19 protein-coding genes are annotated in these 20,301 nt (G+C 62.5%); 13 read left to right on the top strand and 6 right to left on the bottom strand.

Annotated elements, in window-relative coordinates:
* Positions 1-13 precede the first annotated feature (13 nt).
* The 5 genes from BLW22_RS09960 to BLW22_RS09940 all read right to left on the bottom strand — a co-directional run bounded on the left by BLW22_RS09960 (position 14) and on the right by BLW22_RS09940 (position 6,538).
* Positions 14-931, bottom strand: a complete 918-nt coding sequence (locus BLW22_RS09960; RefSeq protein ID WP_027603510.1) for an ABC transporter permease — start codon at positions 929-931, stop codon at positions 14-16.
* Positions 932-973: 42 nt separating this feature from the next.
* Positions 974-2,584 (bottom strand): ABC transporter substrate-binding protein, encoded by a 1,611-nt coding sequence (locus BLW22_RS09955; RefSeq protein ID WP_074845969.1) that lies wholly within the window; start codon positions 2,582-2,584, stop codon positions 974-976.
* A 45-nt stretch (positions 2,585-2,629) separates the two neighbouring features.
* Positions 2,630-3,667, bottom strand: coding sequence for an ABC transporter permease (locus BLW22_RS09950; RefSeq protein ID WP_065923970.1), 1,038 nt, complete (start codon positions 3,665-3,667; stop codon positions 2,630-2,632).
* A 20-nt stretch (positions 3,668-3,687) separates the two neighbouring features.
* On the bottom strand, positions 3,688-5,298 hold the full coding sequence (locus BLW22_RS09945; RefSeq protein ID WP_065923969.1) for an ABC transporter substrate-binding protein: 1,611 nt from the start codon (positions 5,296-5,298) through the stop codon (positions 3,688-3,690).
* A gap of 85 nt (positions 5,299-5,383) precedes the next feature.
* Positions 5,384-6,538: a mandelate racemase family protein gene (locus BLW22_RS09940; protein WP_065923968.1), complete on the bottom strand. Its 1,155-nt coding sequence runs from the start codon at positions 6,536-6,538 to the stop codon at positions 5,384-5,386.
* A 359-nt stretch (positions 6,539-6,897) separates the two neighbouring features.
* Here BLW22_RS09940 and BLW22_RS09935 point away from each other — a divergent pair, with 359 nt between their 5' ends.
* Both BLW22_RS09935 and BLW22_RS09930 read left to right on the top strand, forming a co-directional pair.
* Complete coding sequence (locus BLW22_RS09935) at positions 6,898-7,623, top strand: oligogalacturonate-specific porin KdgM family protein (RefSeq protein ID WP_065923967.1); 726 nt, start codon at positions 6,898-6,900, stop codon at positions 7,621-7,623.
* An 81-nt stretch (positions 7,624-7,704) separates the two neighbouring features.
* Positions 7,705-8,538: an NAD-dependent epimerase/dehydratase family protein gene (locus tag BLW22_RS09930; protein ID WP_074848126.1), complete on the top strand. Its 834-nt coding sequence runs from the start codon at positions 7,705-7,707 to the stop codon at positions 8,536-8,538.
* Here the strand turns inward: BLW22_RS09930 and BLW22_RS09925 are convergent.
* Complete coding sequence (locus BLW22_RS09925; RefSeq protein WP_065923966.1) at positions 8,478-9,257, bottom strand: FadR/GntR family transcriptional regulator; 780 nt, start codon at positions 9,255-9,257, stop codon at positions 8,478-8,480. The genes BLW22_RS09930 and BLW22_RS09925 overlap by 61 nt on opposite strands.
* Before the next feature lie 314 nt (positions 9,258-9,571).
* On the opposite strand from BLW22_RS09925, the gene BLW22_RS09920 reads away from it, so the two are divergent.
* The 11 genes from BLW22_RS09920 to BLW22_RS09870 all read left to right on the top strand — a co-directional run bounded on the left by BLW22_RS09920 (position 9,572) and on the right by BLW22_RS09870 (position 20,285).
* Positions 9,572-10,237 (top strand): response regulator transcription factor, encoded by a 666-nt coding sequence (locus BLW22_RS09920; RefSeq protein ID WP_074845966.1) that lies wholly within the window; start codon positions 9,572-9,574, stop codon positions 10,235-10,237.
* Positions 10,224-11,615 (top strand): sensor histidine kinase, encoded by a 1,392-nt coding sequence (locus BLW22_RS09915; RefSeq protein ID WP_074845964.1) that lies wholly within the window; start codon positions 10,224-10,226, stop codon positions 11,613-11,615. Before BLW22_RS09920 ends, BLW22_RS09915 begins: the two co-directional genes overlap by 14 nt.
* 136 nt (positions 11,616-11,751) lie before the next feature.
* Positions 11,752-11,952, top strand: a complete 201-nt coding sequence (locus BLW22_RS09910) for a Flp family type IVb pilin (RefSeq protein WP_074845961.1) — start codon at positions 11,752-11,754, stop codon at positions 11,950-11,952.
* Between the two features lie 21 nt (positions 11,953-11,973).
* On the top strand, positions 11,974-12,534 hold the full coding sequence (locus BLW22_RS09905; RefSeq protein WP_074845958.1) for an A24 family peptidase: 561 nt from the start codon (positions 11,974-11,976) through the stop codon (positions 12,532-12,534).
* Positions 12,535-12,549: 15 nt separating this feature from the next.
* On the top strand, positions 12,550-13,455 hold the full coding sequence (gene cpaB / locus BLW22_RS09900) for a Flp pilus assembly protein CpaB (protein WP_074845955.1): 906 nt from the start codon (positions 12,550-12,552) through the stop codon (positions 13,453-13,455).
* 69 nt (positions 13,456-13,524) lie between these two features.
* Complete coding sequence (locus BLW22_RS09895; protein WP_083381357.1) at positions 13,525-15,042, top strand: type II and III secretion system protein family protein; 1,518 nt, start codon at positions 13,525-13,527, stop codon at positions 15,040-15,042.
* Between the two features lie 17 nt (positions 15,043-15,059).
* Entirely contained in the window at positions 15,060-15,716 is a 657-nt protein-coding gene (locus tag BLW22_RS09890; protein ID WP_159440241.1) for a CpaD family pilus assembly lipoprotein, read from the top strand.
* Positions 15,717-15,731: 15 nt separating this feature from the next.
* On the top strand, positions 15,732-16,949 hold the full coding sequence (locus tag BLW22_RS09885) for a CpaE/TadZ family protein (RefSeq protein ID WP_074845949.1): 1,218 nt from the start codon (positions 15,732-15,734) through the stop codon (positions 16,947-16,949).
* A 17-nt stretch (positions 16,950-16,966) separates the two neighbouring features.
* Positions 16,967-18,328, top strand: coding sequence for a TadA family conjugal transfer-associated ATPase (locus tag BLW22_RS09880; protein WP_074845946.1), 1,362 nt, complete (start codon positions 16,967-16,969; stop codon positions 18,326-18,328).
* A complete protein-coding gene (locus tag BLW22_RS09875) occupies positions 18,328-19,329 on the top strand; it encodes a type II secretion system F family protein (protein ID WP_218023880.1) in 1,002 nt (333 codons plus the stop codon). Before BLW22_RS09880 ends, BLW22_RS09875 begins: the two co-directional genes overlap by 1 nt.
* Positions 19,326-20,285, top strand: coding sequence for a type II secretion system F family protein (locus tag BLW22_RS09870; protein WP_074845941.1), 960 nt, complete (start codon positions 19,326-19,328; stop codon positions 20,283-20,285). The genes BLW22_RS09875 and BLW22_RS09870 overlap by 4 nt, the downstream gene beginning before the upstream one ends.
* Positions 20,286-20,301 lie beyond the last annotated feature (16 nt).

The following is a 20,301-nucleotide window of genomic DNA, read 5'->3' as shown; positions in this document are numbered from 1 at the left end:
AGGTGTTCTCCGATTATTCGCTGCGCGGATCAAGGATGTCCCGCAGGCCATCGCCCAACAGGTTGAAGGCCAGGCTGACCAACATGATCGCCGCCCCGGGAACCGCCACCAGCCACCAGCACTCGAGCATGTAGCGGCGCCCGGTGGAAATCATCGCGCCCCACTCCGGCAGCGGCGCCTGGGCACCCAGGCCGAGAAAGCCCAAAGCGGCGGCGGTGAGGATGATCCCGGCCATGTTCATGGTCAGGCGGATGATCACCGAGGACAGGCACATCGGCACGATATGGCGCAGGATAATCCGCGCCGGCGACGCGCCTTGCAGTTCCACCGCGACGACAAAGTCGGCGTTGCGCAGGGACAGGGTTTCAGCCCGCGCGAGCCGCGCAATCGGTGGCCATGAGGTCAAGGCAATCGCCACCACCGCATGCTCCAGGCCAGGGCCCAGGGCGGCGATAAAGGCCAGTGCCAGGACCAGGCTGGGGAAGGAAATAAAGATATCGGTCAGGCGCATGAACACGGTGTCGACCGCTCCGCCGAAGTAGCCCGAGACGGTGCCGATAAACAGCCCGATGGGACCGACGATCACGGTTACCAGGGCAATGATGTACAGCGTGATCCGCGAGCCATAGACCAGCCGACTGAAAATATCCCGACCGTATTCGTCGGTGCCGAACCAGTGCGCCGAGCCCGGCGCCTGCAAGGCTGTGGCGAGGTTTTGCGCGACCGGGTCATGGGTGGCGATCCATGGCGCAAAGGCCGCGACCACCACCAAGAGCAGCGCAACCAGCAGGCCCGCCAGGGTCATGGGGTTGCGCAACAGGTGACGCAGCACCCGCAGGCCGCTCTTGCAGAAGGCATCGAAACTGGAGCCCGGCGAGCGATCCACCGGCCGCTTCGCCGCCGTGTCGATGGAAGACAGATTGGCATTCATAAGCATCTTCTCTGTGTGAATTCTGAAGGGCCGCAGCCCCACTCAACGCTGCTTGTAGACACCCAGGTAACGGGTGGCCTCGGCATCGTCACCACTGAAACCCTTGACGTCGGCAGCGCTGACCACGGTGTCGGTCATCTGCGAGATCATCAGGATCGGCCCCACCTGCTGGTCATAGAGCGTCTGCGCCTGGTGATACAGGCTGACCCGCTGTGCCGAATCGCGCGTCACGCCCGCCTGGTCGATCAGGCTGTTGAGCTGCGGATTGAAGAATGAAGCGCGCCAGCCCTGGAAGTTCGGCAAGCCGGCGTCATCGCTGTTATCGGGGTTGTAGGCGAAGGTGCGCAGGCTGAAATACGGATGCGGATAGCGCTCGGCGCCACGGGCCACGATGATCTCGAAATTGCGCGCGCGCATGGCGCCGTAGACCTGGTTGCCGGTGCCGGTGACGATGCTGGCCTTGATCCCGCCTTCGGCCAGGGTCGCCTGCAGGCGCGCGGCGATGTCGATAAACGGCGGCTCCGACAGCGTGCGAATGGTGGTGTTGAAACCGTCGGGGTAACCCGCCTCGGCGAGCAGCTTTTTCGCCTTGGCCACATCCATGTGATAGCCCGGATCCGGCAAGCGCGCTTCCAGCCCCAGCTGCATCGGCTGCTGATTGAGCTTGCCGTAATACGGCATCACCTGTTCATCCAGACCCTTGTAGTCGATCAGGTTGCGCACGGCTTCACGCACCTGAGTCTTGGCAAACTCGGGTTGCTTCATGCTCATCGCCACGTAGTACATGGTGCCGCGCGGCAATGATTGCACCTGAATCTTGTCCGAGCCGTCGATGGCGCGAATGTCCGGTGCCGCCATGCCGTAGGCCAGGTCGAGGTCGCCGCGCTCGAGCATCAGGCGCAAGGATTGGGATTCGGTCATGTGCCGCACCACCACGCGCTTGAGCTTGGCCGCGCCGCCCCAGTAGCCGTCGAAACGGGTCAGCAGCAGCGAATCGTTGGCGCTCCATTTGGTCAGCACGAAGGGGCCACTGCCGGCCTCGTTGGTCACCAGCCAGCCGGCGCCGAGGTCGCCGTTTTTCTCATGGGCCAGGGCGGTCTTGCGGTCCACTACCACAGCGCTCGGCGAGATCGCCAGGGAGTCCACCAGCAGCAGCGGGTCCATGGTCTGCGGCAGGTCGATGACCAGGGTGTGGGCGTCCGTGGCGCGGATCAGCGATTGGATATTCTCGACGCTGTAGCCATAGGCCTTCCAGGTGGTGGCCAGGCCGAAATTGAGCTTCATCACCCGGTACAGCGACCACGCCACGTCCTCGGCGGTCAGCGGGTTGCCCGAATGGAATTTCACATCCGGGCGCAGATGAAAGGTCACCTGCTTGCCGTCTTCGCTGATGTCCCAGCGTTCGGCCAATTGCGGCAGGTGTTTTTCCGGGTTGCCCCGGTCACGCTTGATCAGCGTGTCGTAGAGGTTGGCGTTGACGCCGGAGGCATCCAGGCCAGGCGCATTGGCCGGGTCGATGGAGAACAGGTTGACCATGCTCATGCCGACGATCAATTGATCGACGGGGGTCTTGGCGCTGGCCGTTGTCATCGGCCCAAGGGCGAGCATCGCCGTCAACAGGCCAAGGTGCAGTGTTGAAAATACCGTCTTCATGCAAAATTCCTTCTTTTTATAGTTTTATCGGTACGGCGCAGTGCGTTAACGGGTACGGGGGTCGAACACCTTGTACAAGGCGTCGCTGATCAGGTTGAGCGCGACGAAAATCAAGCCGATCACCAACACGCAGCCCATCACCGCGTTCATGTCGCCGAGCATCAGGCTGCTGGTCAGGTACTGGCCGAACCCCGGCCAGGCAAACACGGTTTCGATCAGCACCGCGCCCTCCAGCAACGAGCCGTAGGCCAACGCAACCACCGTCAGCAACTGCACGAGGATGTTGCGAAACGCATGCCCCCACACCACCTGGCGCCGGGAAAGGCCCTTGACCCGCGCGGTGATGATGTACTCCTGGGACAGCTGCTCGAGCATGAAGCTGCGGGTCATGCGGCTGATATACGCCACCGAGTTCAGACCCAGGATCAGCGCCGGCAACACGATGTGGCGCAGAGCGCTGGCGAAGGCCTCCCAGTCACGTGCCAGGGTCGAGTCGATCAGCAGCAGGCCGGTGACCTCGGGCACCATGCCGTCGTAGGCCAGGTCGATGCGCCCCGCTCCACCGGCCCAGCCGAGCCAGGCGTAGAACACCAGCAGCCCCATCATGCCCAGCCAGAAAATCGGCGTGGAGTAGCCGAACAAAGTGATCACCCGCGCCACGTGATCGCCGAGGCGCCCTTGGTTGCTGGCGGCACAGACGCCCAGGGGCAAACCGATCAGCACGCCGAACAGGATCGCCAGGGTGGCCAGCTCAATCGTCGCGGGGAAGACGCGCAGGATGTCGTCGAGTACCGGGTGGCCGGTCAACAGCGCATTGCCGAAGTCACCGTGGAGCAGGTCGTTGAGGTAAAGACCGAATTGGGTCCAGATCGGCTTGTCCAGGCCCATCGACCGGTACACCTGATCGTAGGTTGAACTGTCGGCATCCGGCCCGACGACCGCCAGCACGGGGTCGAGCGGCATGACCCGGCCGATGATGAACGTCAGGGCCAGCAGGCCGAGCAAGGTCACCAGCACCGTACCGGCACGCCGGGCTGTGTTGGACGCGCGAGCGCCCATGACAGAGGCAGTCATAACAAACATAGTGAGCTCCTGATAATCGGTCAGCGCTTCTTGTAGACGTCTTTGTAGCGCGTGGTCGCGGCGGTATGGCCCTGGAAGTCGGCCACGTCTTCGTACACCACCACGGTGTCGGTCATTTGCGAGACCGGCAAAATGGCCCCGACCTGCCGGTCGACCTGCTCCTGGATGTCGCGGTACTGGGCCAGTTGCTTGCCTGTGTCAGGCTCGACTTCCGCGCGCTCGATCAGCTGGTTCAGCTCAGGGCTGTAGAAGGATGTGCGCCAGCCCTGGAAGTTGGTGAGCTTGGCCTCATCGCGGTTATCCGGGTTGTACACCAGCGTACGCAGGCTGGAGTGCGGATGCCGTTCCGCCCCGCCACCGCCGCGGCCGACGATGATGTCGAAGCTGCGCTCACGCATTGCGCCGTAGATCTGGTTGCCCGTGCCGGTGATGATGCTGGCATCGATACCGGCCTGGGCCAGGGTCGACTGCAGGTTGGAGGCAATGTTGATAAACGGCGGTTCGGCGAGCACGCGAATGGTGGTCTTGAAACCGTTCGGGTAACCGGCCTCGGCCAGCCAGGCCTTGGCCTGCTTGACGTTGAGCGTGTAACCCGGATCCGGCAGGCGTGCGGCCAGGCCCAGGGGCAGCGGCCGTTGGTTGATCACGCCGTAATGGGGCATGACGGTCTGGTTGATGCCCTGGTAATCGATCAGCGCACGCACGGCCTTGCGCACACGCGCATCGGCGAACATCGGTTGCTTCACACTCAGGGCGACGTAGTACAGGGTGCCGCGCTGCAAGGTCTGGGTGCGGACCTTGGCGCTTTTCTGCAGGGCTTCAATGTCCGGCGCAGACATGCCTTTGGCGATGTCCAGGTCGCCGCGCTCGATCATCAGGCGCAACGACTGCGACTCGGTCATGTTGCGCATGACGATGCGCTTGAGCTTGGCCGGGCCGCCCCAGTACCCGTCGAAACGGCTCATCAGGATCACGTCGTTGGCGCGCCAGTCATTGAGCACGAACGCACCGCTGCCGGCGGCGTGAGTCACCAGCCAGGCGGCGCCCATGTCGTTGTTCTTCTGGTGTTCGAGGACTTTTTTGCGATCGAGGACAAACGCACTCGGCGAGGTCGCCAGGGTGTTGAGCACCAGCAGCGGGTCGGTGGGCCGCGGCAACTCGATCACGAAGGTCGTGGCATCCGTGGCACGCATGTAGCGCTCGACGTTCTCGGCGGTAAAGCCGTAGGCCTTCCAGGTGGAAGCCAGCGCCAGGTTGAGCTTGAGCACGCGCTGCAACGACCAGGCAACGTCTTCGGCACTCAGGTCATTGCCGGACTGGAATTTCACGCCGGTGCGCAGGTTGAAGGTCAGGGTCTTGCGGTCGTCACTGACCTGCCAGCGCTCGGCCAGCGCCGGCACCAGGCGATCCGGCTGGGCAACGTCCTGCACCAGCAACATGTCATAGAGGTTGGCGTTGATCTCCGACACATCCAGGCCGGTGGCCGCCGCCGGGTCGAGGGACAGCAGGTTGATCATGCTCATGCCGACGATCAATTGATCGGCCGGGGTTTTTGCGAAACTTGCAGGTACAGCGGTGACAGCCAGCGCGGCGACGAACACCCGCGCCCACAGCGAAGGGAAAATGCTCATAACAAGAGTGCCTTTTTTATATTTATTCTTGTATTGGTAGGTGCTCTTGATCAGCCCGACTCATGCCGGACTGACCGTGTGCACGTCAGAAGCTTTTAAGCGTATTGGTCTCGATGAAGTTGAAATCGATGTCTTCACCCAAGCCCGGCAAGTCGGACAGATGCACAAAACCGTCGCTGTCCATCGGGTCTACCAGACGCTTGAGGTAGGCCGGCACTTCGTCGTAATCCAGGTACGGGTGCAACAGGCCACGCTCATACCAGGTGCAGTTCTTGATCGCGCCGACGACAGCCAGGTTGGCCGCACCGTTGCCATGAATCTCGCAATCCATGCCGAAGGATTCAGCCAGGTGCGCAACCTTCAGGCACGGCGCAATGCCGCCGACGCCCGCCACACCGGCGCGCAAGATATCGCACACATCGTGCTTGACCCAACTGGCGCGGCTCAGGTGTTTGCCGGACAGGGTTTCCGGACCCAGCACCGGAATGTCCAACTGCCCCGCCAGCCAGGCATAGGACTCGGCGGACTCTTCCATCATCGGCTCTTCGAACCAGGCGAAGTCGAGCTTCTCCAGCTCACGCCCGATGTACAGCGCTTCGGTGCGGCTGTACCAATGATAACCATCGAGCATCAGGGCGATGTCCGGGCCGACCGCTTCGCGTACCGCCGCACAAGCCTGCACGTCGATGCGCGGGCTCGGGGCGAAGGACACCGGCGGCATCCAGGTGTGCAGCTTGATGGCCTTGTAGCCGCGCTGCACCAGGGTCTCGGCAAAACGCCCGTAGTCTTCCGGGGTCGCCAGGCCACCGGGCAGTTCGTCGCCACACATGGTGGAGCCGTAGGCCGGCACCTTGTCGCGGAAACCGCCAATCAACTTGTGCACCGGCACACCCAGTTTGCGCCCGGCCCAATCCCACAGGGCCTGCTCCACCAGCGCCAGAGCGCGGTCGGTCAACTGGCTGGCACTGCCGCGCTGCCAGTGCGCGAGGTCGTGCCAGATTTTTTCGCGATCGAAAGCGTTCTGCCCCACCAGCACTTTGCGCACGAAACCATCCAGTACATACGGGCGGATCAGCTCCGGGGCGCCGAAGGCATAACCCTCCTGGCCGTCTTCGGTCTGGATGCGCAGCAAAGCCATCTGCGCCTGGGTGACATCACCGGGGTGCGCATGGCCGGCACTGTCCACTGCGCGGCGGGTCGGGTAGGAAAATACCTGGACGTTGACTGCTGTGATTCTCATGGACGTCGTAAGCCTTCTTATTGGATTTGTGACGGAAGTGTCGTCTGTTGCGACCGATCATAGGTCATCGTACAACACTTGAAAAGACCCAATAACCCGCCCCTCACCTGCATGAATTTTCAGTAAATCCCGGCAAAACCCTTATTTTTAAAGACAACCAAGGAATAACCCGGATTGCTGTAAAGCCCTATTCACTGGGCACATATATTTCAAGATGTTTCAAAACCACCGATAACCCATAGACGAGTCATCTTGTCGTACGATAACGTATATCGGCACCTTAGATGAGAGCCATCCGCAACAACCCACTGCCGTAGCAACCGTCAAACGACCCTAACAAAAACAAAAAAGAAGACCGTATGAACACCACCCTACGCACGCTCGTTACTGCCCTGACCCTCGGCCTGCCGCTGTATGTCAGCGCTGACTCTGCCAGCATCAACTACCGCCACCAGTTCACCGAGGAGGACAGCGCCCACGCTGACCGAATCAAGCTCAACTACCGCCTGGACAGTGGCCTGGGATTTGAAGCGGAAATGAAATACCGCACCGCCGGCGACCGTGAAGACGTCGCCTACGACAACATGGTCAACAACGGGCACGAGTTCACCGTGAGCTACAACTACAAACTCAGCGCGCAATCGACGTTGACCCCGGCGTTCCAGATGGACAGCTCGAAAGACTCGACCACCTACAAGTTCGGCCTCAAGTACAACTACAAGATCAACGACGCCTTCTACGCCGCCACGCGCTATCGCCTGGATGCCAAGAAGCTGGACCGCGACCAGGTCAACGAGGACTTGCCCGACCACATCAAGGATGACCAGACCACCCATCGTTTCGAGGGCTGGCTCGGCTACACGCCGGCCAGTAAGTGGGCGTATGAATATCAGTTCATCTACTTCAAGACTGACTACATCCGCTACGACAACAAGAAGAGCGATTACGAACAGAACCTGATCGTCAAATACAAGCTCACCAAGGAATGGGCCCCGTTCATGGAGATTGGTGATGTGAAGGTCAACGCCACGTCCGAAGACCGCCAGGCGCGGTGGCGCCTGGGCATCCAGTACAACTTCATGTAAAGCCCCCACGACTTGCCTGGCGAGTGCGCATCGCTCGACAGGCAAGCCACCTGCATTCAGCGTTCAATGGAAGACCTGACCATGACCACACCACCCAAACCCTTCACGCGCATCTTGCTCACCGGCGCCGCCGGCGGCCTGGGGCAAATCCTGCGGAACACCTTGCACGCCCATGCCGACATCGTCCGCGCCTCGGACATCAGCCCCATGGCCCCCAGCCGTGGTGAGCACGACGAGGTGATCACCTGCAACCTGGCCGACAAGGCCGCCGTTGCGGCGTTGGTCACCGGCGTCGACGCCATCGTTCACCTGGGCGGGATTTCCGTGGAGCGGCCGTTCGAGGAGATTCTCGACGCCAATATTCGCGGCACATTCCACATTTATGAGGCGGCGCGACAACAGGGGGTCAAGCGGATTGTGTTTGCCAGTTCCAACCACGTCACCGGTTTCTATCCCCAGGACGTTGAACTGGACGTGCACTCACCGCGCCGTCCGGATGGCTACTACGCCCTCTCCAAGGCCTACGGCGAAGACCTGGCGGCGTTCTACTTTCACCGCTATGGGATTGAAACCGTGAGCCTGCGCATCGGCTCGTCGTTCCCCGAGCCGCGCAACCGGCGGATGCTTTCGACCTGGCTGAGTTACGCCGACCTGGACCGTCTGGTGGCGCGCGCCCTGCTGACCAAGGAGGTCGGGCACAGTGTGGTATATGGCGTCTCGGCCAATCGCGATCGCTGGTGGAGTACTCGGCACACGGAACACCTGGGCTTTGCACCCAAGGACAGCTCGGAACCGTTTCGCGCCAAGGTCGAGCAGCAACCGCCGGCGGCGGCCGATGAACCGGGCAGCCGGCTTCAGGGCGGCGCGTTCACCGCGGCCGGGCCGTTCGACAACTCGGCGGCGGCAGCTTCATAGGCCCGGCGCATACGCTCGCGGCTGTTGGACAGGTGCAGGCGCATCGCTGCCCGAGCCGCATCGGCGTCACGGCGCAGGATGGCTTTGTAGATGTCCTCATGCTCACGACTCAGGCGCTCCAGGAAGGGCTCCTTGTTGTCGTTGGCCAAGCGTTTTGAGTGCAGGCGTGTACGCGGCAGGATGTTGACCCCCAGGTGCAACATGATGTCGGTGAAGTAGCGATTGCCCGTGGCCAACGCGATCTGCTGGTGAAACTGAAAGTCTGCCGACACCGCGTAGTCGGCACTCACCGCCCGCGAGTTCAGCGCATCCAGCGAGTCGCGCATCACCTGCAATTGCTCGTCGGTCCGCCCCACGCACGCGAGGCCGGCGGCCTCTACCTCCAGGCTGATGCGCAACTCCAGCACGGCCAGCACATCCTGCAAGGTCACGATGCTGTCCGGGTCGATGCGAAACCCGCTGGGGCTCGGGATATCCTTCACAAAGGTACCGACGCCGTGCCGGGTTTCCACCAGGCCCGAGGCCTGCAGGCGCGAAATGGCCTCGCGCACCACCGTGCGGCTCACACCATGTTCGGCCATCACTTCGGATTCGGTGGGCAGCTTGGTGGCACGCGGCAGCTCACCGGAACAGATGCGCCGGGAAAGCTCGGTGACCAGTTCTTCGGCCAGGCTGCGATGCCGGCGGCGAACGGTAGGCTGGACGTTCGGGTTGTCCATCAAGAACGGGTATCTCGGTTGTCGGAGGAACGCGCATCATAGCGCATTCGGTTGTACGACAACCTTTCCTGTAGCTCGCAGCGCACCCGCGCGGTGATCTCACGCACCAGCGCGGCTAAACACAGCCTCCCCCCTGGGCCGGGCACTCGCCACGCCGACCAAACGATAAAAAAGCCAGATGGAGCATTTACTCCTGGCTCGCCACAACTGATAATGATTCTCAACTCACCCATTTAACAATTCTTAACTGAGCATTTTCCACGGCGCTTGGTACAAGACCCCCGCCTCTATCCCACACTAGAAAGGAGTTCTGCATGCGTGTTCTGGTGGTAGAAGATGACAGCTCAGTCAGCCACTGGCTTGGCAGCAAACTGCATGCCTACGGCCACACCTGTCGGCTGATAGACAATGGCGAAGGTGCGTTACAGATTCTCAAGAATGAAGCCTTCGATGTGGTAATCCTCGACCGCATGCTGCCGCGCATGGATGGGATAGAAGTACTCAACCGCCTGCACGGCGTGGCGCGCCCGCCCATCCTGATCCTGTCGGCCAACGACCAATCCAGCGATCGCGTGGAAGGCCTTCGCGCCGGTGCCGACGATTATCTGGGCAAGCCCTTTGACTTTACCGAGCTGTTGCTGCGCCTGGAGCTGCTGGCCAGGCGTCACAACCAGACCGCCCAGGAAGACTGCATTCAGGTCGAAGACATGCAGATCGACCTGGCGCGCCGGGAAGTCACTCGTGCCGGGCGGCGCATCGACCTCACCGATAAAGAGTTCAAACTGCTGCAGGTATTGGCAGAACATGTCGGCCAGACCGTGACCCGGGGCATGTTGCTGGAGAAAGTCTGGGGTTATCACTTCGACCCACAAACCAACCTGATCGACGTACACCTGTCAAAATTACGCAACAAACTCGACAAGGGCTTCGAGCGCGCAATGATTCGTACCGTTCGGGCAATCGGCTATGTATTTGGTTAACCGCAACCTGAAACTGCTGCTCAACACCAGTAACTTTCGCCAAGCCACCACGATTGCCTTCATCTGCCTATTGGTAGCCCTGGCGTCGATCATCCTCAGCAACCAGTTGCTGGTGGTTGTGATGCGCAGCCATGTGCGCGACATGATCCTCACCGACGTACGCACCCAGCAATATCACGGGCGCTTGAGCGATGCCCGCGAAGCCGCGCGCAACCTGCTCAACGGCCAGGCCCTGGAGGTGCGCAAGGACCGCCACTCGATCGTCTTTGACGAAGCTGGCAACGCCCTGTTCGGTGATGCCCGGCTGCTGCCGAAGATGGACTGCCCTGCTCCGTGCAATACCAACTGGCGCCATGGCACGCTGCGCACCGCCAAAGGACGCGAAGCAGACATCCTTGGCCTACTGATGCCACTGCCGGGCGGTGGCCAGTATTTCAGCGCCTATGACTTGCGCCCCATGCTTGAACGCACGCGCATGATCCCGCTGATCGCCGGTGCCGGACTGCTGGTCATCCTGCTGTCCATCGTGTTGATCAGCCTGCCGTTCAGCATGCGCAACCTGTACCGCATCAACAGCATCCGCGATGCACTGGCACGTTATGCCGGTGGCGATCACAGCGTGCGCGTACCCTATGCCCAACAAGGTGATGAGTTCGACCGCCTGGGCCTGGAGATCAATCAGGGCCTGTTGCGCATCAACAAGCTGATGGACGAAGTGAAGAACATCAGCACCCACATCGCCCATGAACTGCGCACCCCCCTCACGCGCCTGCAAAGCCGCCTGCTGAGCGCAGTGGACATGGTCGACGGCCAAGCCCGCGTTGAGCTACTGCAAGCGGTGCAGGACAGTGAGCGTATCCAGAACCTGTTCCGCGCGGTGATGAGGGTCGCCGAAGTGGAGACCGGGCGCCTGGCCTATCAGTTCGAAACCTTCCCCGCCCATGGCCTGCTGGCAGATGTGGTCGAGTATTACCTGCCGCTGGCCGAGGAGCGCTGCTGCCCGCTGCTGATTCAAGCCCCCCGCGACTGCTGGCTCTACGGTGACAAGGCCCTGCTGTTCCAGGCCATGGCCAACATGATCGACAACGCCCTCAAATATGCACCAGCTGGCCTGCCCATCACGCTCAAGGCGTATCAGAACCCGGAGTACTGCTACCTCTGTGTCGCCGACCTCGGCCCAGGCATTGCCGCAGCCCAACGCACTACCGCAATTGAGCGGTTCCAGCGCCTGGACACCAGCGGTGGCACACCGGGCAATGGCCTGGGGCTGACCATGATCCGTGCGATTGCCGAACTGCACGGCGGGGACTTGATCCTGGAAGACAACCAGCCTGGCCTACGCGCCATGATCCAGCTGCAAAAGCACCCGACGGCCTGAAACAGCGCGTTCCTTAAGCATTCTTAATAATTCGGCTGTTGATCTCCAATTGAGAATAAATCCTAATATCACCACCTCGCCGGGAGCGCCTCTTCTCCTGGCACCCCTTTGTTTTCAACCCTTCAGGAGCCTCTCCATGGCCAACCGCCTTAAAGCTTTTCTCGCTGACGAAAGTGGTGTGACCGCCATCGAATACGGGATTCTCGCCGCCGCCATGGCCGCCGCGATCGGTGTGATCTTTGGCTCCGAAGGGGTGTTCGTCACTGCGCTCAAGGAACGTTTCGCGTCCATCGCCGACCAGATCACCAACACCAACAACCCCGGTACCAGCAAGTAAGCGCTGGCGACGGAGCGAGTCATGCCATCCACGCTTGCCTTCCTGGTGCTGATCCCGGCCTTGTGCTGGGTGATCTGTACCGACCTGCTGTACCGGCGCATCCACAACACCCTGGTACTCACTCTGATCGCGCTGTGGGTCGCCTTGCCAGTGATGGCATTGCTTGGTCAGGGCCCGTGGGCAGCGTTTGGGCACGGCGAGATCATGCATGAACTCACCGGTTCTCTGACCGGCGCCGTCATCGTGCTGCTGGTGGGTTACGGCCTGTTCAGCCTGGGCCAAGTCGGGGCCGGTGACGTCAAGCTGATGGCGGTTATGTGCCTGTGGATCGACTGTGATGACCTGATGGCTTTCCTGATCATTACCGCGCTCTCCGGCGGCATGCTCGCCCTGGCACTGCCGCTGCTGACCCTGATGGAAAACACCTGCGCGCGGGGCTGGCTGAAGGTCGGCCGGCGTTACCCGCAACTGAACATTCCAGTGCCCACGGTGCTCACGCCAGATCGTCAGCAAGGCATTCCCTACGGTTTGGCCATTGCCAGCGGTGCGTTCTACACCTTGTTGTTTCCTATTCACTCTTGATCTCGGGCTGATCCCATGAAAATCCCCTCCATTCTTCTGCTGGCCGGTGCCCTGGTCGTGGCCGGCGGTGCTGCCCTGCTCGCCCGGGCCTTGCTCGCCACTCCACCGAAACCGCCGGTGGTGCAACAGGTCGTGGCGCCGGTCGTCGAGCCCGAGCCCAAACAAGCGGTCCTGGTGGCCTCACGCAACATCAAGCCGGGCGAATTCATCGATACCGCCAGCGTGGAATGGCAAACCACCGAGCACACATACTCGCCCCGGCAGTACTTCCTGCGCGAACAGGACACCATCGACGTGCTGCTCGGCGCCACCGTGCGCCAACCCATCGCCAAGGGCCAGCCGCTGATCAACAACCTCGTGGTGCGTCCTGGCGAACCTGGCTTCGTCGCCGCCGTGCTCAAACCGGGGATGCGTGCCGTGGCCGTGCCGACCAATGCCGTGGCCAGCAGTTCCGGCCTGGTCTCGGCCGGCGACCGGGTCGACGTGATCCTGAGCCTGAACCTCGCCGCCGAAAGCAAAAGAAGCACGGGTGCGTCCGACGGCCTGCCGAAGCTGGCGTCCCAGACCTTGCTGCGTAACGTCCGCGTCCTGGCCCTGAACAACGTTACCCGCAGCGACATCAGCCTGCGTGAAAGCCCAGCCGACCTGGCCTTACGCAAGAAGCAACGCCGCGACACCGAGTTCTACGAAACCGTGACCCTTGAGGTGCCTCCGTCACAGGCCGAACGCCTGGCGCTGGCGCGGGAAATCGGCACCCTGCAACTGGCGCTGCGCGGCATCGCAGAAACCTCAGGCGACGGCCCGCAACCAGGCAGCCAGAGCGCGACCACCTTGCGCCAGGCCACCCGGATCTACGACGGTTTCAACCCACCGATCCAGGCGTTTCGCGGCGCCCAGCTGGAAATGGTCAAGGTCAACTAAGCCGACATTCACCCCTATTCACAGCCAGCCGTGACGCTGGCCGTACTCGCCTACTCGGAACCCGACACCATGAAGTTCGCCTCGAAGACTCCGGCGTTGACGCTGGCGTGCGCCCTGAGCATCAGCTCGACCTGGCCAACCATCGCCCTGGCCGAAGAACCCGCCCAGGACTATCCCGAAGATCAGGTCATCGGCCCGGTGCATCCCGACACGCCCGAAGACGCCCAGGCTGATGGGGCCGAGCAGGTGTTCTACACCCCACCGGCCAGAAACCCGCGCTTGCCGGCCAAGCTCACCGAGGTCAAAGAGACCGAAGACATCCAGTTGCTGGTCAAGCAAGGTCGCCTGCTGCAACTACCGCGCGCGGCGGCCAAAGTGCTGGTGGCCGATCCCAAGGTCGCCAGCTTCCAAATGCCTTCGAGCAGCAGCGTGTTCCTGTTTGCAGAAGGGGCTGGCACCACCACCCTGTATGCGCTGGACCACAACGACGACGTCATCGCGGCAATCCGCCTGGTGGCCCGCCACGACCTGGCGGCCCTCAGCGAGCAAATCAATAACGAAATCCCCGGCGCCCACGTCGAATTTGGCCCCTCCTCGGGCAATGGCCTGATCGTGCGCGGCCAGGTGCGTACCCCGCAACAAGCCAAGCAGGTGATCAGCAGCGTGCAGGCCTACCTCGGCTCCAGCGATGACAAAAACGGTGGCCAGGGCGGTGGTGGTGGCGCAGGCGGTGACGTACCGCCACCCCGGGTGATCAACCAGTTGAAGGTGGAACTGTCGGCCCAGGTCAATATCAGCGTGCGCATCGTCGAAGTGTCGCGCAGCCTGAGCAGCCAATTGGGCATGAACTGGGAAGCCACGCTGAAGAACAACAACTACTTCTTCAGCAACGCCAGCAGCTTGTTTACCGCCACCAACAGCGGCATCACCCCGCTGCGCACGGCCACCAATGCGGTCGCGGGCGGCTCCCACACCCGCGGATCCACCAGCGTCGCCGGGCTGCTCACCGCGCTGTCCGAAGACGGCCTGGCCACGGTTCTCGCCGAGCCCAACCTCACCGCCATGTCGGGTGAGACTGCAGGCTTCGCCGCCGGTGGCGAAGTGCCGATCGTGATCATCACCAACAACAACGTGAGCATCGAGTACAAACAGTACGGGGTGATCATGCGCATGACCCCCACCCTGCTCTCGCCCAACCGCATCAGCCTGCACGTGGCCCCGGAAGTCAGCGACCTGTCGGACGAAGGCGCCGTGACCCTGGAAGGCAACGTGATCCCCGCGTTCAAGGTGCGCCGCGCCGACACCACCGTCGAACTGGCCAGCGGCCAAAGCTTCGCCCTGGCCGGCATGTTGCGCAGCAACATCAACCAGAGCGTCACCGGCGTGCCGGGGCTCAAAAATATTCCCGGCCTGGGCCGCCTGTTCGAAACCGAGAACAGCGACCAGCAAGACACCGAACTGGTGATCATCGCCACCGCCTACGTGGTCGAGCCCACCAGCCCCGGCGATTTGCAGACACCCGGACGCGGCATTCGCGCCCTCGACACCCAACTGCCGAGCCAGGCATCCGCCGGCTACCTGTACTGAGTCACGGAGAGATGCCCATGCCTGCGATCAAACCCTTGTTGCCCCTGCTGGCCGTGGCCCTGCTGCTGGCTGGCTGCGATCACCAGATCAACCAGATGCGCGAAAACCGCTTCCAGCCGTACAACCAGGCCCAGGCGCCGAGCGTCAAGCCCCAAGCATTAATGGCCGCCCTGCATACCAATGGCACTGGCAGCCTCACGCCCGACTCCCTGGCCAACCTCAACACCCTGCTGCGCAGCCAGGGCCGCCTGCATAACCAGACCCTGACGCTGCGGCCCTTCACTCCGGCCGGTGAAACGCTGAGCAAACGCCTGGCCACGGTCCTGCGTGAACTGGGCACACCGGTACAACAAATCATCGTCGAGCCGGTACAACTGCGCGCCGGCAACACCAGTGATGAAGACCTGCAAGTGGTCTCCGAGGCCATGGTGGTGACAGTCCCGGACTGCGTCATTGCCGATGGCCAGAGCTGGACCGTCAAGCCGTTCCAGGCCACCGGGCAACTGGGCTGTGCCAATCGCGCCAACATTGCGCGCATGGTCGCCGACCCGCGTGACCTGGTCCGCGCCCAGGCCTTGGACAGTGGCGATGGCAACACCGCAGTCAACAGTGTGACCCGCTACTACGACGATGAGCCGCGCGAGTTGCTCGACATCGACTTCAGCAAGAACTGACCCTGGAGCCACGCCATGAACGACTCGAAAACCTCGGGCAGCCTGCCGGACCTGCTGCTGTTTGCCGCCAACGCCGAGCAGGCGCGGCTCTACGGCGAACACCTTGTACGCCTCGGCTACGCGGACGAAAGCGCGCGTACCGGCGGCGTCGGTGCGGCCATCGAATGGACCCGCGCCCATCCGGTGCCAGCCCTGTTACTGGTCGACCTGGACGACGAAGCCCTGCCGCTGCACGCGATCAATGAGCTTAGCGAGAGCTGCGATCCGGCGTGCCAGATCATCGCCCTGGGCAGTCGCCAGGACATCAACCTGTACCGCACGTTGTTGCACCATGGTCTGTTCGACTACCTGATCAAACCCGTCCCGCTGGACCAGTTGGCCGACACCCTCACCCGCGCTACCGGCAGCGATCAGCACCTACCCGCGCGTACCGGCCGCACCATCGCGGTCACCGCCGCGAGTGGGGGGGCGGGCACCAGCACCGTAGTCAGCGGCCTGGCGCGCTTGCTCTCGGAGCACCGTCATACCCACTGCGCGGTGGTCGACTTCGACCGTGCCAACGGCGACCAGGCATTGCTGCTGGGCTATGAGGGCGAAGCCGGACTGACGGCCGTATTGGCCAGTGAAGAAATCGACACGCGCTTTTTGCAACGGTCCATGGGCCAGATCAACGAACGCCTGTTCCTGCTCGCCCAGGAAGCCAACCTGCATTCCGCTCCGACGCTGGATGCCGAGCACTTGATGAACCTGGGCGGCAACCTTTGCCATATGTTCAACCAGGTGATCTGGGACCTGCCCGCCGGGCGGCCCTCGGGGGCCCTGGAGGTACTGGACAACGCGCAGACGCGGATTATCCTCACCGACCTCACCGTACAGGACGCCCGCCACACCCTGCGCCTGCTGCGCGAAATCGGCGACGAGAGCAGCGGCCAGCACCTGCTGCTGGTGGTCAACCCGACACGGAATGCCGGTGCGGGCCTGATTGATCGGGCGCAATTCGAAGCCTTCGTGGGCCGGCGCATCGACCTGGTACTGCCCCATGTCGGCAATGTGCTGAGCCAAAGCCTGTTGCGCGGACCGCTGAGCCTGGCCGGCGTACCGGCGTTCGAAAACGCCCTGCTAGACCTCGCCGACCTCGCCTGCGGCCGCCAACCGGCCAAACGCTCGGGCACCCCATTGAGCATCATCACCCGCTTGAAGCACGCCCTTGGGCGCCCACGTACAGCGGCCTGAGCCAAGGAGAACCGCGCATGCTCATCCGTCAACCGAAGAAGCCCCAGGCCCGCGCAACACCTATGCCTGCCGCCGCCCCTGCCCCTCAGGAAGTGCGCGCCACCAGTGTGCAACGCAGCGCCGCCAGCAAAGCCGTGGACCTCACCGCCCTCGCCCACCGCAAGCTGATTCGCAGCCAGCTTTACGATCAGATCGACCCGCTCAAAGCCGCGAGCCTGGGCCGTGACAAACTACGGGTGCAGATAGAAACAGTGATCCGCCGCATCTGCGATGACAATCGCCTGCAGCTGTCGCGCCAGGAAGAAGAAAGCATCGGCGAAGAGATGCTCAACGAAATGGTCGGCATCGGTCCAATCCAACCGTTGCTCGCTGACGACTCGGTCAACGACATCCTGGTCAACGGTGCCGGCCAAGTGTTTGTCGAGCGATTCGGCAAGCTGGAACTGTCGCCCATCACCTTTATCGACGAAGAGCATGTGTTCAACACGGCCCAGCGCATCGCCGCCGCCGTCGGCCGGCGCATCGACGAAAGCCACCCGATGGTGGATGCACGCCTGGCCGATGGCAGCCGGGTCAACGTGATTACTTACCCGCTGGCCATCGACGGCACCACCATCTCCATTCGTAAATTCATGCGCCGCAACATGTCCCTGGAAATCCTCGCCGAGCGCGGCGCGATGTCGGCGCAGATGGCTGAGGTGCTGCAACGGGCGATGCTGGCCAAGCTCAATATCATCGTCTCGGGCGGCACCGGCGCGGGCAAGACCACCTTGCTCAACGCCCTGTCGCAGAAAATCAGCGATGCCGACCGCATCATCACCATCGAAGATGCCGCCGAACTGCAACTGCAGCAAATCCATGTGGTGCGCCTGGAAACCCGCCCGGTCAGCGCCGAAGGCACCGGCAAGGTCGACCAGCGCGACCTGGTGCGCAACGCCCTGCGGATGCGCCCCGACCGCATCATCCTCGGCGAAGTGCGTGGCGGTGAAAGCTTCGACATGCTCCAGGCGATGAACACCGGCCACGATGGGTCGCTGTGCACCGTGCACTCCAATACCCCGCGCGACGCGATCATGCGCATGGAAAACATGGTGATGATGGCGAGCATGCAACTGCCGCTGGAAGCGATCCGCCGCCAGATCGCCAGTGCGGTCAACCTGATCGTGCAGATCGAACGCATGCGCGACGGCGCGCGGCGCGTGGTGTCTATCACGGAAATCTGCGGCATGGAAAACGACGTGATCCAGACCCAGGAGCTGTTCGGCTTCAAGACCACCAGCGTCGATGCCAAGGGTCATCTGATCGGCGAGTTTGTCGCCAGCGGCCAGCGCCCGCAGTTCTATACCAGCCACGCCCATTTGTTTGAAGGGCAATGCTGATGGACGCCCTCCTCGACCTGTTTACCCTGCTGGTGTTTGTGCTGGTGCTGCTGGTTTTCCTGGCGGCGCGCAGCCTTAACCGCCGACGCCGTGCCGACGAGGCCAACCGCCTGCGCCTGGAACGCCTCAAGGCCTTGTTCGACAGCCACGAAGCCCCGGCAGCCAGGCCTTCCGGAGCATTGGCCGAGGCCGAAAGCGTGCTGCGCGAATTGGAAAATCCGCCCCTGGAAACCCTGCCAGTGCTTGGCCCGGCCATCGCACGGGTGTGGCTGAACCTGCGAGTGCTGGGTTGGCACAGCAGCTTGCGCACGCGCGTCATCCTGCTGAGTCTGTGCAGCCTGATGATCGCGGTGCTGCTGGGCCGTGAAACGCCGATGCCGCTGCTGTTCGGCAGTCTGTTCGGCTTGCTCGCTTTTTTTGGTATCGGCAACGTGCTGTACCGCAACGCATTGGGCAAGCACCTCAAGGAACTGCGCCTGAGCCTGCCCCAGGCCATTGACGCAATCACCCGCACCGCCCGCGCCGGAGTGCCGATCAGCAACGCCTTCACGCTGGTCGCGGAAAATATCCCCGGCCCCCTGGCGGTGGAATTTGCCCTGATCGACAACTGGCTACGCCTGGGTGTGCCACTGCGCCAAGTGATGCAGGATTCGACGTTACGTGTGCCGCTGAACGAGTACCGGTTTTTCGCGGTGATCCTGATCATCAACCAGGAAGCCGGTGGGCGCCTGGGCGAGACCCTGGATCGGCTGTCCGCCACCCTGCGCGAGCGCCACGAGTTGCAGCTGAAGATCCAGGCCAAGACCTCCGAAGCCCGTGCCTCGGCAAAGATTGTCGGCGCGCTGGTGCCGTTGTCCCTGGGCTACATGTACCTCAATTCGCCCAAGGATTTTCACTTCCTGCTTAACGATCCCACCGGCAACAGCGTGCTGTTCTATGCCTTCGGCAGCGTGACCCTGGGCCTGTTGATCACCCACATGATGGTGCGCAGAGTGCTATGAACCCACTTGATGATCCCCTCATCCAAGGCGCTCTCGGCCTGCTGTTATGCGGCCTGGGCGTTGCACTGATCGGTGCGTATCGGCAGCAGCGGCCAGACGATCTGGCCCTGCGCCTGGGTAAAAAGACCATGGATGCCACGCACGCGCCTATCGACGACAACATTCTGCGTGGCCAGGGCCTGCAACTGTCACCGCGCCTGCGCGCGCTGTTGCTGCCCCTGGCGCAGGTGGGCGATAAGCTGGCCGGCACCGCCAGCGACCGCGAACACTTGCGCCGCCTACTGGGCATGGCCGGCTTTCGCAGCCGCGAAGCCCTGGGCCTGTTGATGAGCGGCAAGTACGTCCTGGGCCTGGCGCTGCTGTGCACGGTGTTATTCGGCGTGCTGGAACCTGGCTCGCGCATGAGCCTGAACGGTATCGCCGGTGGCCTGATCGCATTGTTTGTCGGCACCACATTGCCGGAGCTCTGGCTCAAGGTCCGCGCCGGCCAACGTGGCGGGCGTCTGGATCGCAGCCTGCCGGACGCCCTGGATTTGATGGTGATCTGCGCCGAAGCCGGCCTGCCGCTGGGCCGGGTGCTGCAAGTGGTGTCCCGCGAGATGAGCCTGTCGGCCGTGGAAATGGCCGATGAGTTGCGCTACACCCAGGCCGAATTGCAGATCCTCAGCGATCGTCCCAAGGCCCTGCTCAACCTCGCTGAACGCACCGGCGTGCGCAGCGTGGAAGTGATGGTCGCCACGCTGATTCAGGCCGAGCGCTACGGCACGCCGTTGTCCCAGGCGCTGCGCACGATTGCCGATGAAAGCCGCAAGACCCTGATCCTCAACCTTGAAGAAAAGGCCGGCAAGTTGCCGGCGCAACTCAGCGTACCGCTGATGACCCTGATACTGCCGCCGATCATCGCAATGATGGGTGCCCCGGCGATGGTGCGCATCATCCGCCTGCTGGGCAGTTGAGCATGATTTTTCGGAG

Source organism: Pseudomonas marginalis (assembly GCF_900105325.1).
GTDB classification, from domain to species: domain Bacteria; phylum Pseudomonadota; class Gammaproteobacteria; order Pseudomonadales; family Pseudomonadaceae; genus Aquipseudomonas; species Aquipseudomonas marginalis.
The sequence above is the reverse complement of the archived record's forward strand: the minus strand, read 5'-3'. Positions and strand labels throughout refer to the sequence as shown.

What these genes read in the sequence shown, in the direction of transcription:
- BLW22_RS09960 (WP_027603510.1), bottom strand. Translation starts at nt 931, where the DNA reads ATGAATGCCAATCTGTCTTCCATCGACACGGCGGCGAAGCGGCCGGTG.
- BLW22_RS09955 (WP_074845969.1), bottom strand. Translation starts at nt 2,584, where the DNA reads ATGAAGACGGTATTTTCAACACTGCACCTTGGCCTGTTGACGGCGATG.
- BLW22_RS09950 (WP_065923970.1), bottom strand. Translation starts at nt 3,667, where the DNA reads ATGTTTGTTATGACTGCCTCTGTCATGGGCGCTCGCGCGTCCAACACA.
- BLW22_RS09945 (WP_065923969.1), bottom strand. Translation starts at nt 5,298, where the DNA reads ATGAGCATTTTCCCTTCGCTGTGGGCGCGGGTGTTCGTCGCCGCGCTG.
- BLW22_RS09940 (WP_065923968.1), bottom strand. Translation starts at nt 6,538, where the DNA reads ATGAGAATCACAGCAGTCAACGTCCAGGTATTTTCCTACCCGACCCGC.
- BLW22_RS09935 (WP_065923967.1), top strand. Translation starts at nt 6,898, where the DNA reads ATGAACACCACCCTACGCACGCTCGTTACTGCCCTGACCCTCGGCCTG.
- BLW22_RS09930 (WP_074848126.1), top strand. Translation starts at nt 7,705, where the DNA reads ATGACCACACCACCCAAACCCTTCACGCGCATCTTGCTCACCGGCGCC.
- BLW22_RS09925 (WP_065923966.1), bottom strand. Translation starts at nt 9,257, where the DNA reads ATGGACAACCCGAACGTCCAGCCTACCGTTCGCCGCCGGCATCGCAGC.
- BLW22_RS09920 (WP_074845966.1), top strand. Translation starts at nt 9,572, where the DNA reads ATGCGTGTTCTGGTGGTAGAAGATGACAGCTCAGTCAGCCACTGGCTT.
- BLW22_RS09915 (WP_074845964.1), top strand. Translation starts at nt 10,224, where the DNA reads ATGTATTTGGTTAACCGCAACCTGAAACTGCTGCTCAACACCAGTAAC.
- BLW22_RS09910 (WP_074845961.1), top strand. Translation starts at nt 11,752, where the DNA reads ATGGCCAACCGCCTTAAAGCTTTTCTCGCTGACGAAAGTGGTGTGACC.
- BLW22_RS09905 (WP_074845958.1), top strand. Translation starts at nt 11,974, where the DNA reads ATGCCATCCACGCTTGCCTTCCTGGTGCTGATCCCGGCCTTGTGCTGG.
- cpaB (WP_074845955.1), top strand. Translation starts at nt 12,550, where the DNA reads ATGAAAATCCCCTCCATTCTTCTGCTGGCCGGTGCCCTGGTCGTGGCC.
- BLW22_RS09895 (WP_083381357.1), top strand. Translation starts at nt 13,525, where the DNA reads ATGAAGTTCGCCTCGAAGACTCCGGCGTTGACGCTGGCGTGCGCCCTG.
- BLW22_RS09890 (WP_159440241.1), top strand. Translation starts at nt 15,060, where the DNA reads ATGCCTGCGATCAAACCCTTGTTGCCCCTGCTGGCCGTGGCCCTGCTG.
- BLW22_RS09885 (WP_074845949.1), top strand. Translation starts at nt 15,732, where the DNA reads ATGAACGACTCGAAAACCTCGGGCAGCCTGCCGGACCTGCTGCTGTTT.
- BLW22_RS09880 (WP_074845946.1), top strand. Translation starts at nt 16,967, where the DNA reads ATGCTCATCCGTCAACCGAAGAAGCCCCAGGCCCGCGCAACACCTATG.
- BLW22_RS09875 (WP_218023880.1), top strand. Translation starts at nt 18,328, where the DNA reads ATGGACGCCCTCCTCGACCTGTTTACCCTGCTGGTGTTTGTGCTGGTG.
- BLW22_RS09870 (WP_074845941.1), top strand. Translation starts at nt 19,326, where the DNA reads ATGAACCCACTTGATGATCCCCTCATCCAAGGCGCTCTCGGCCTGCTG.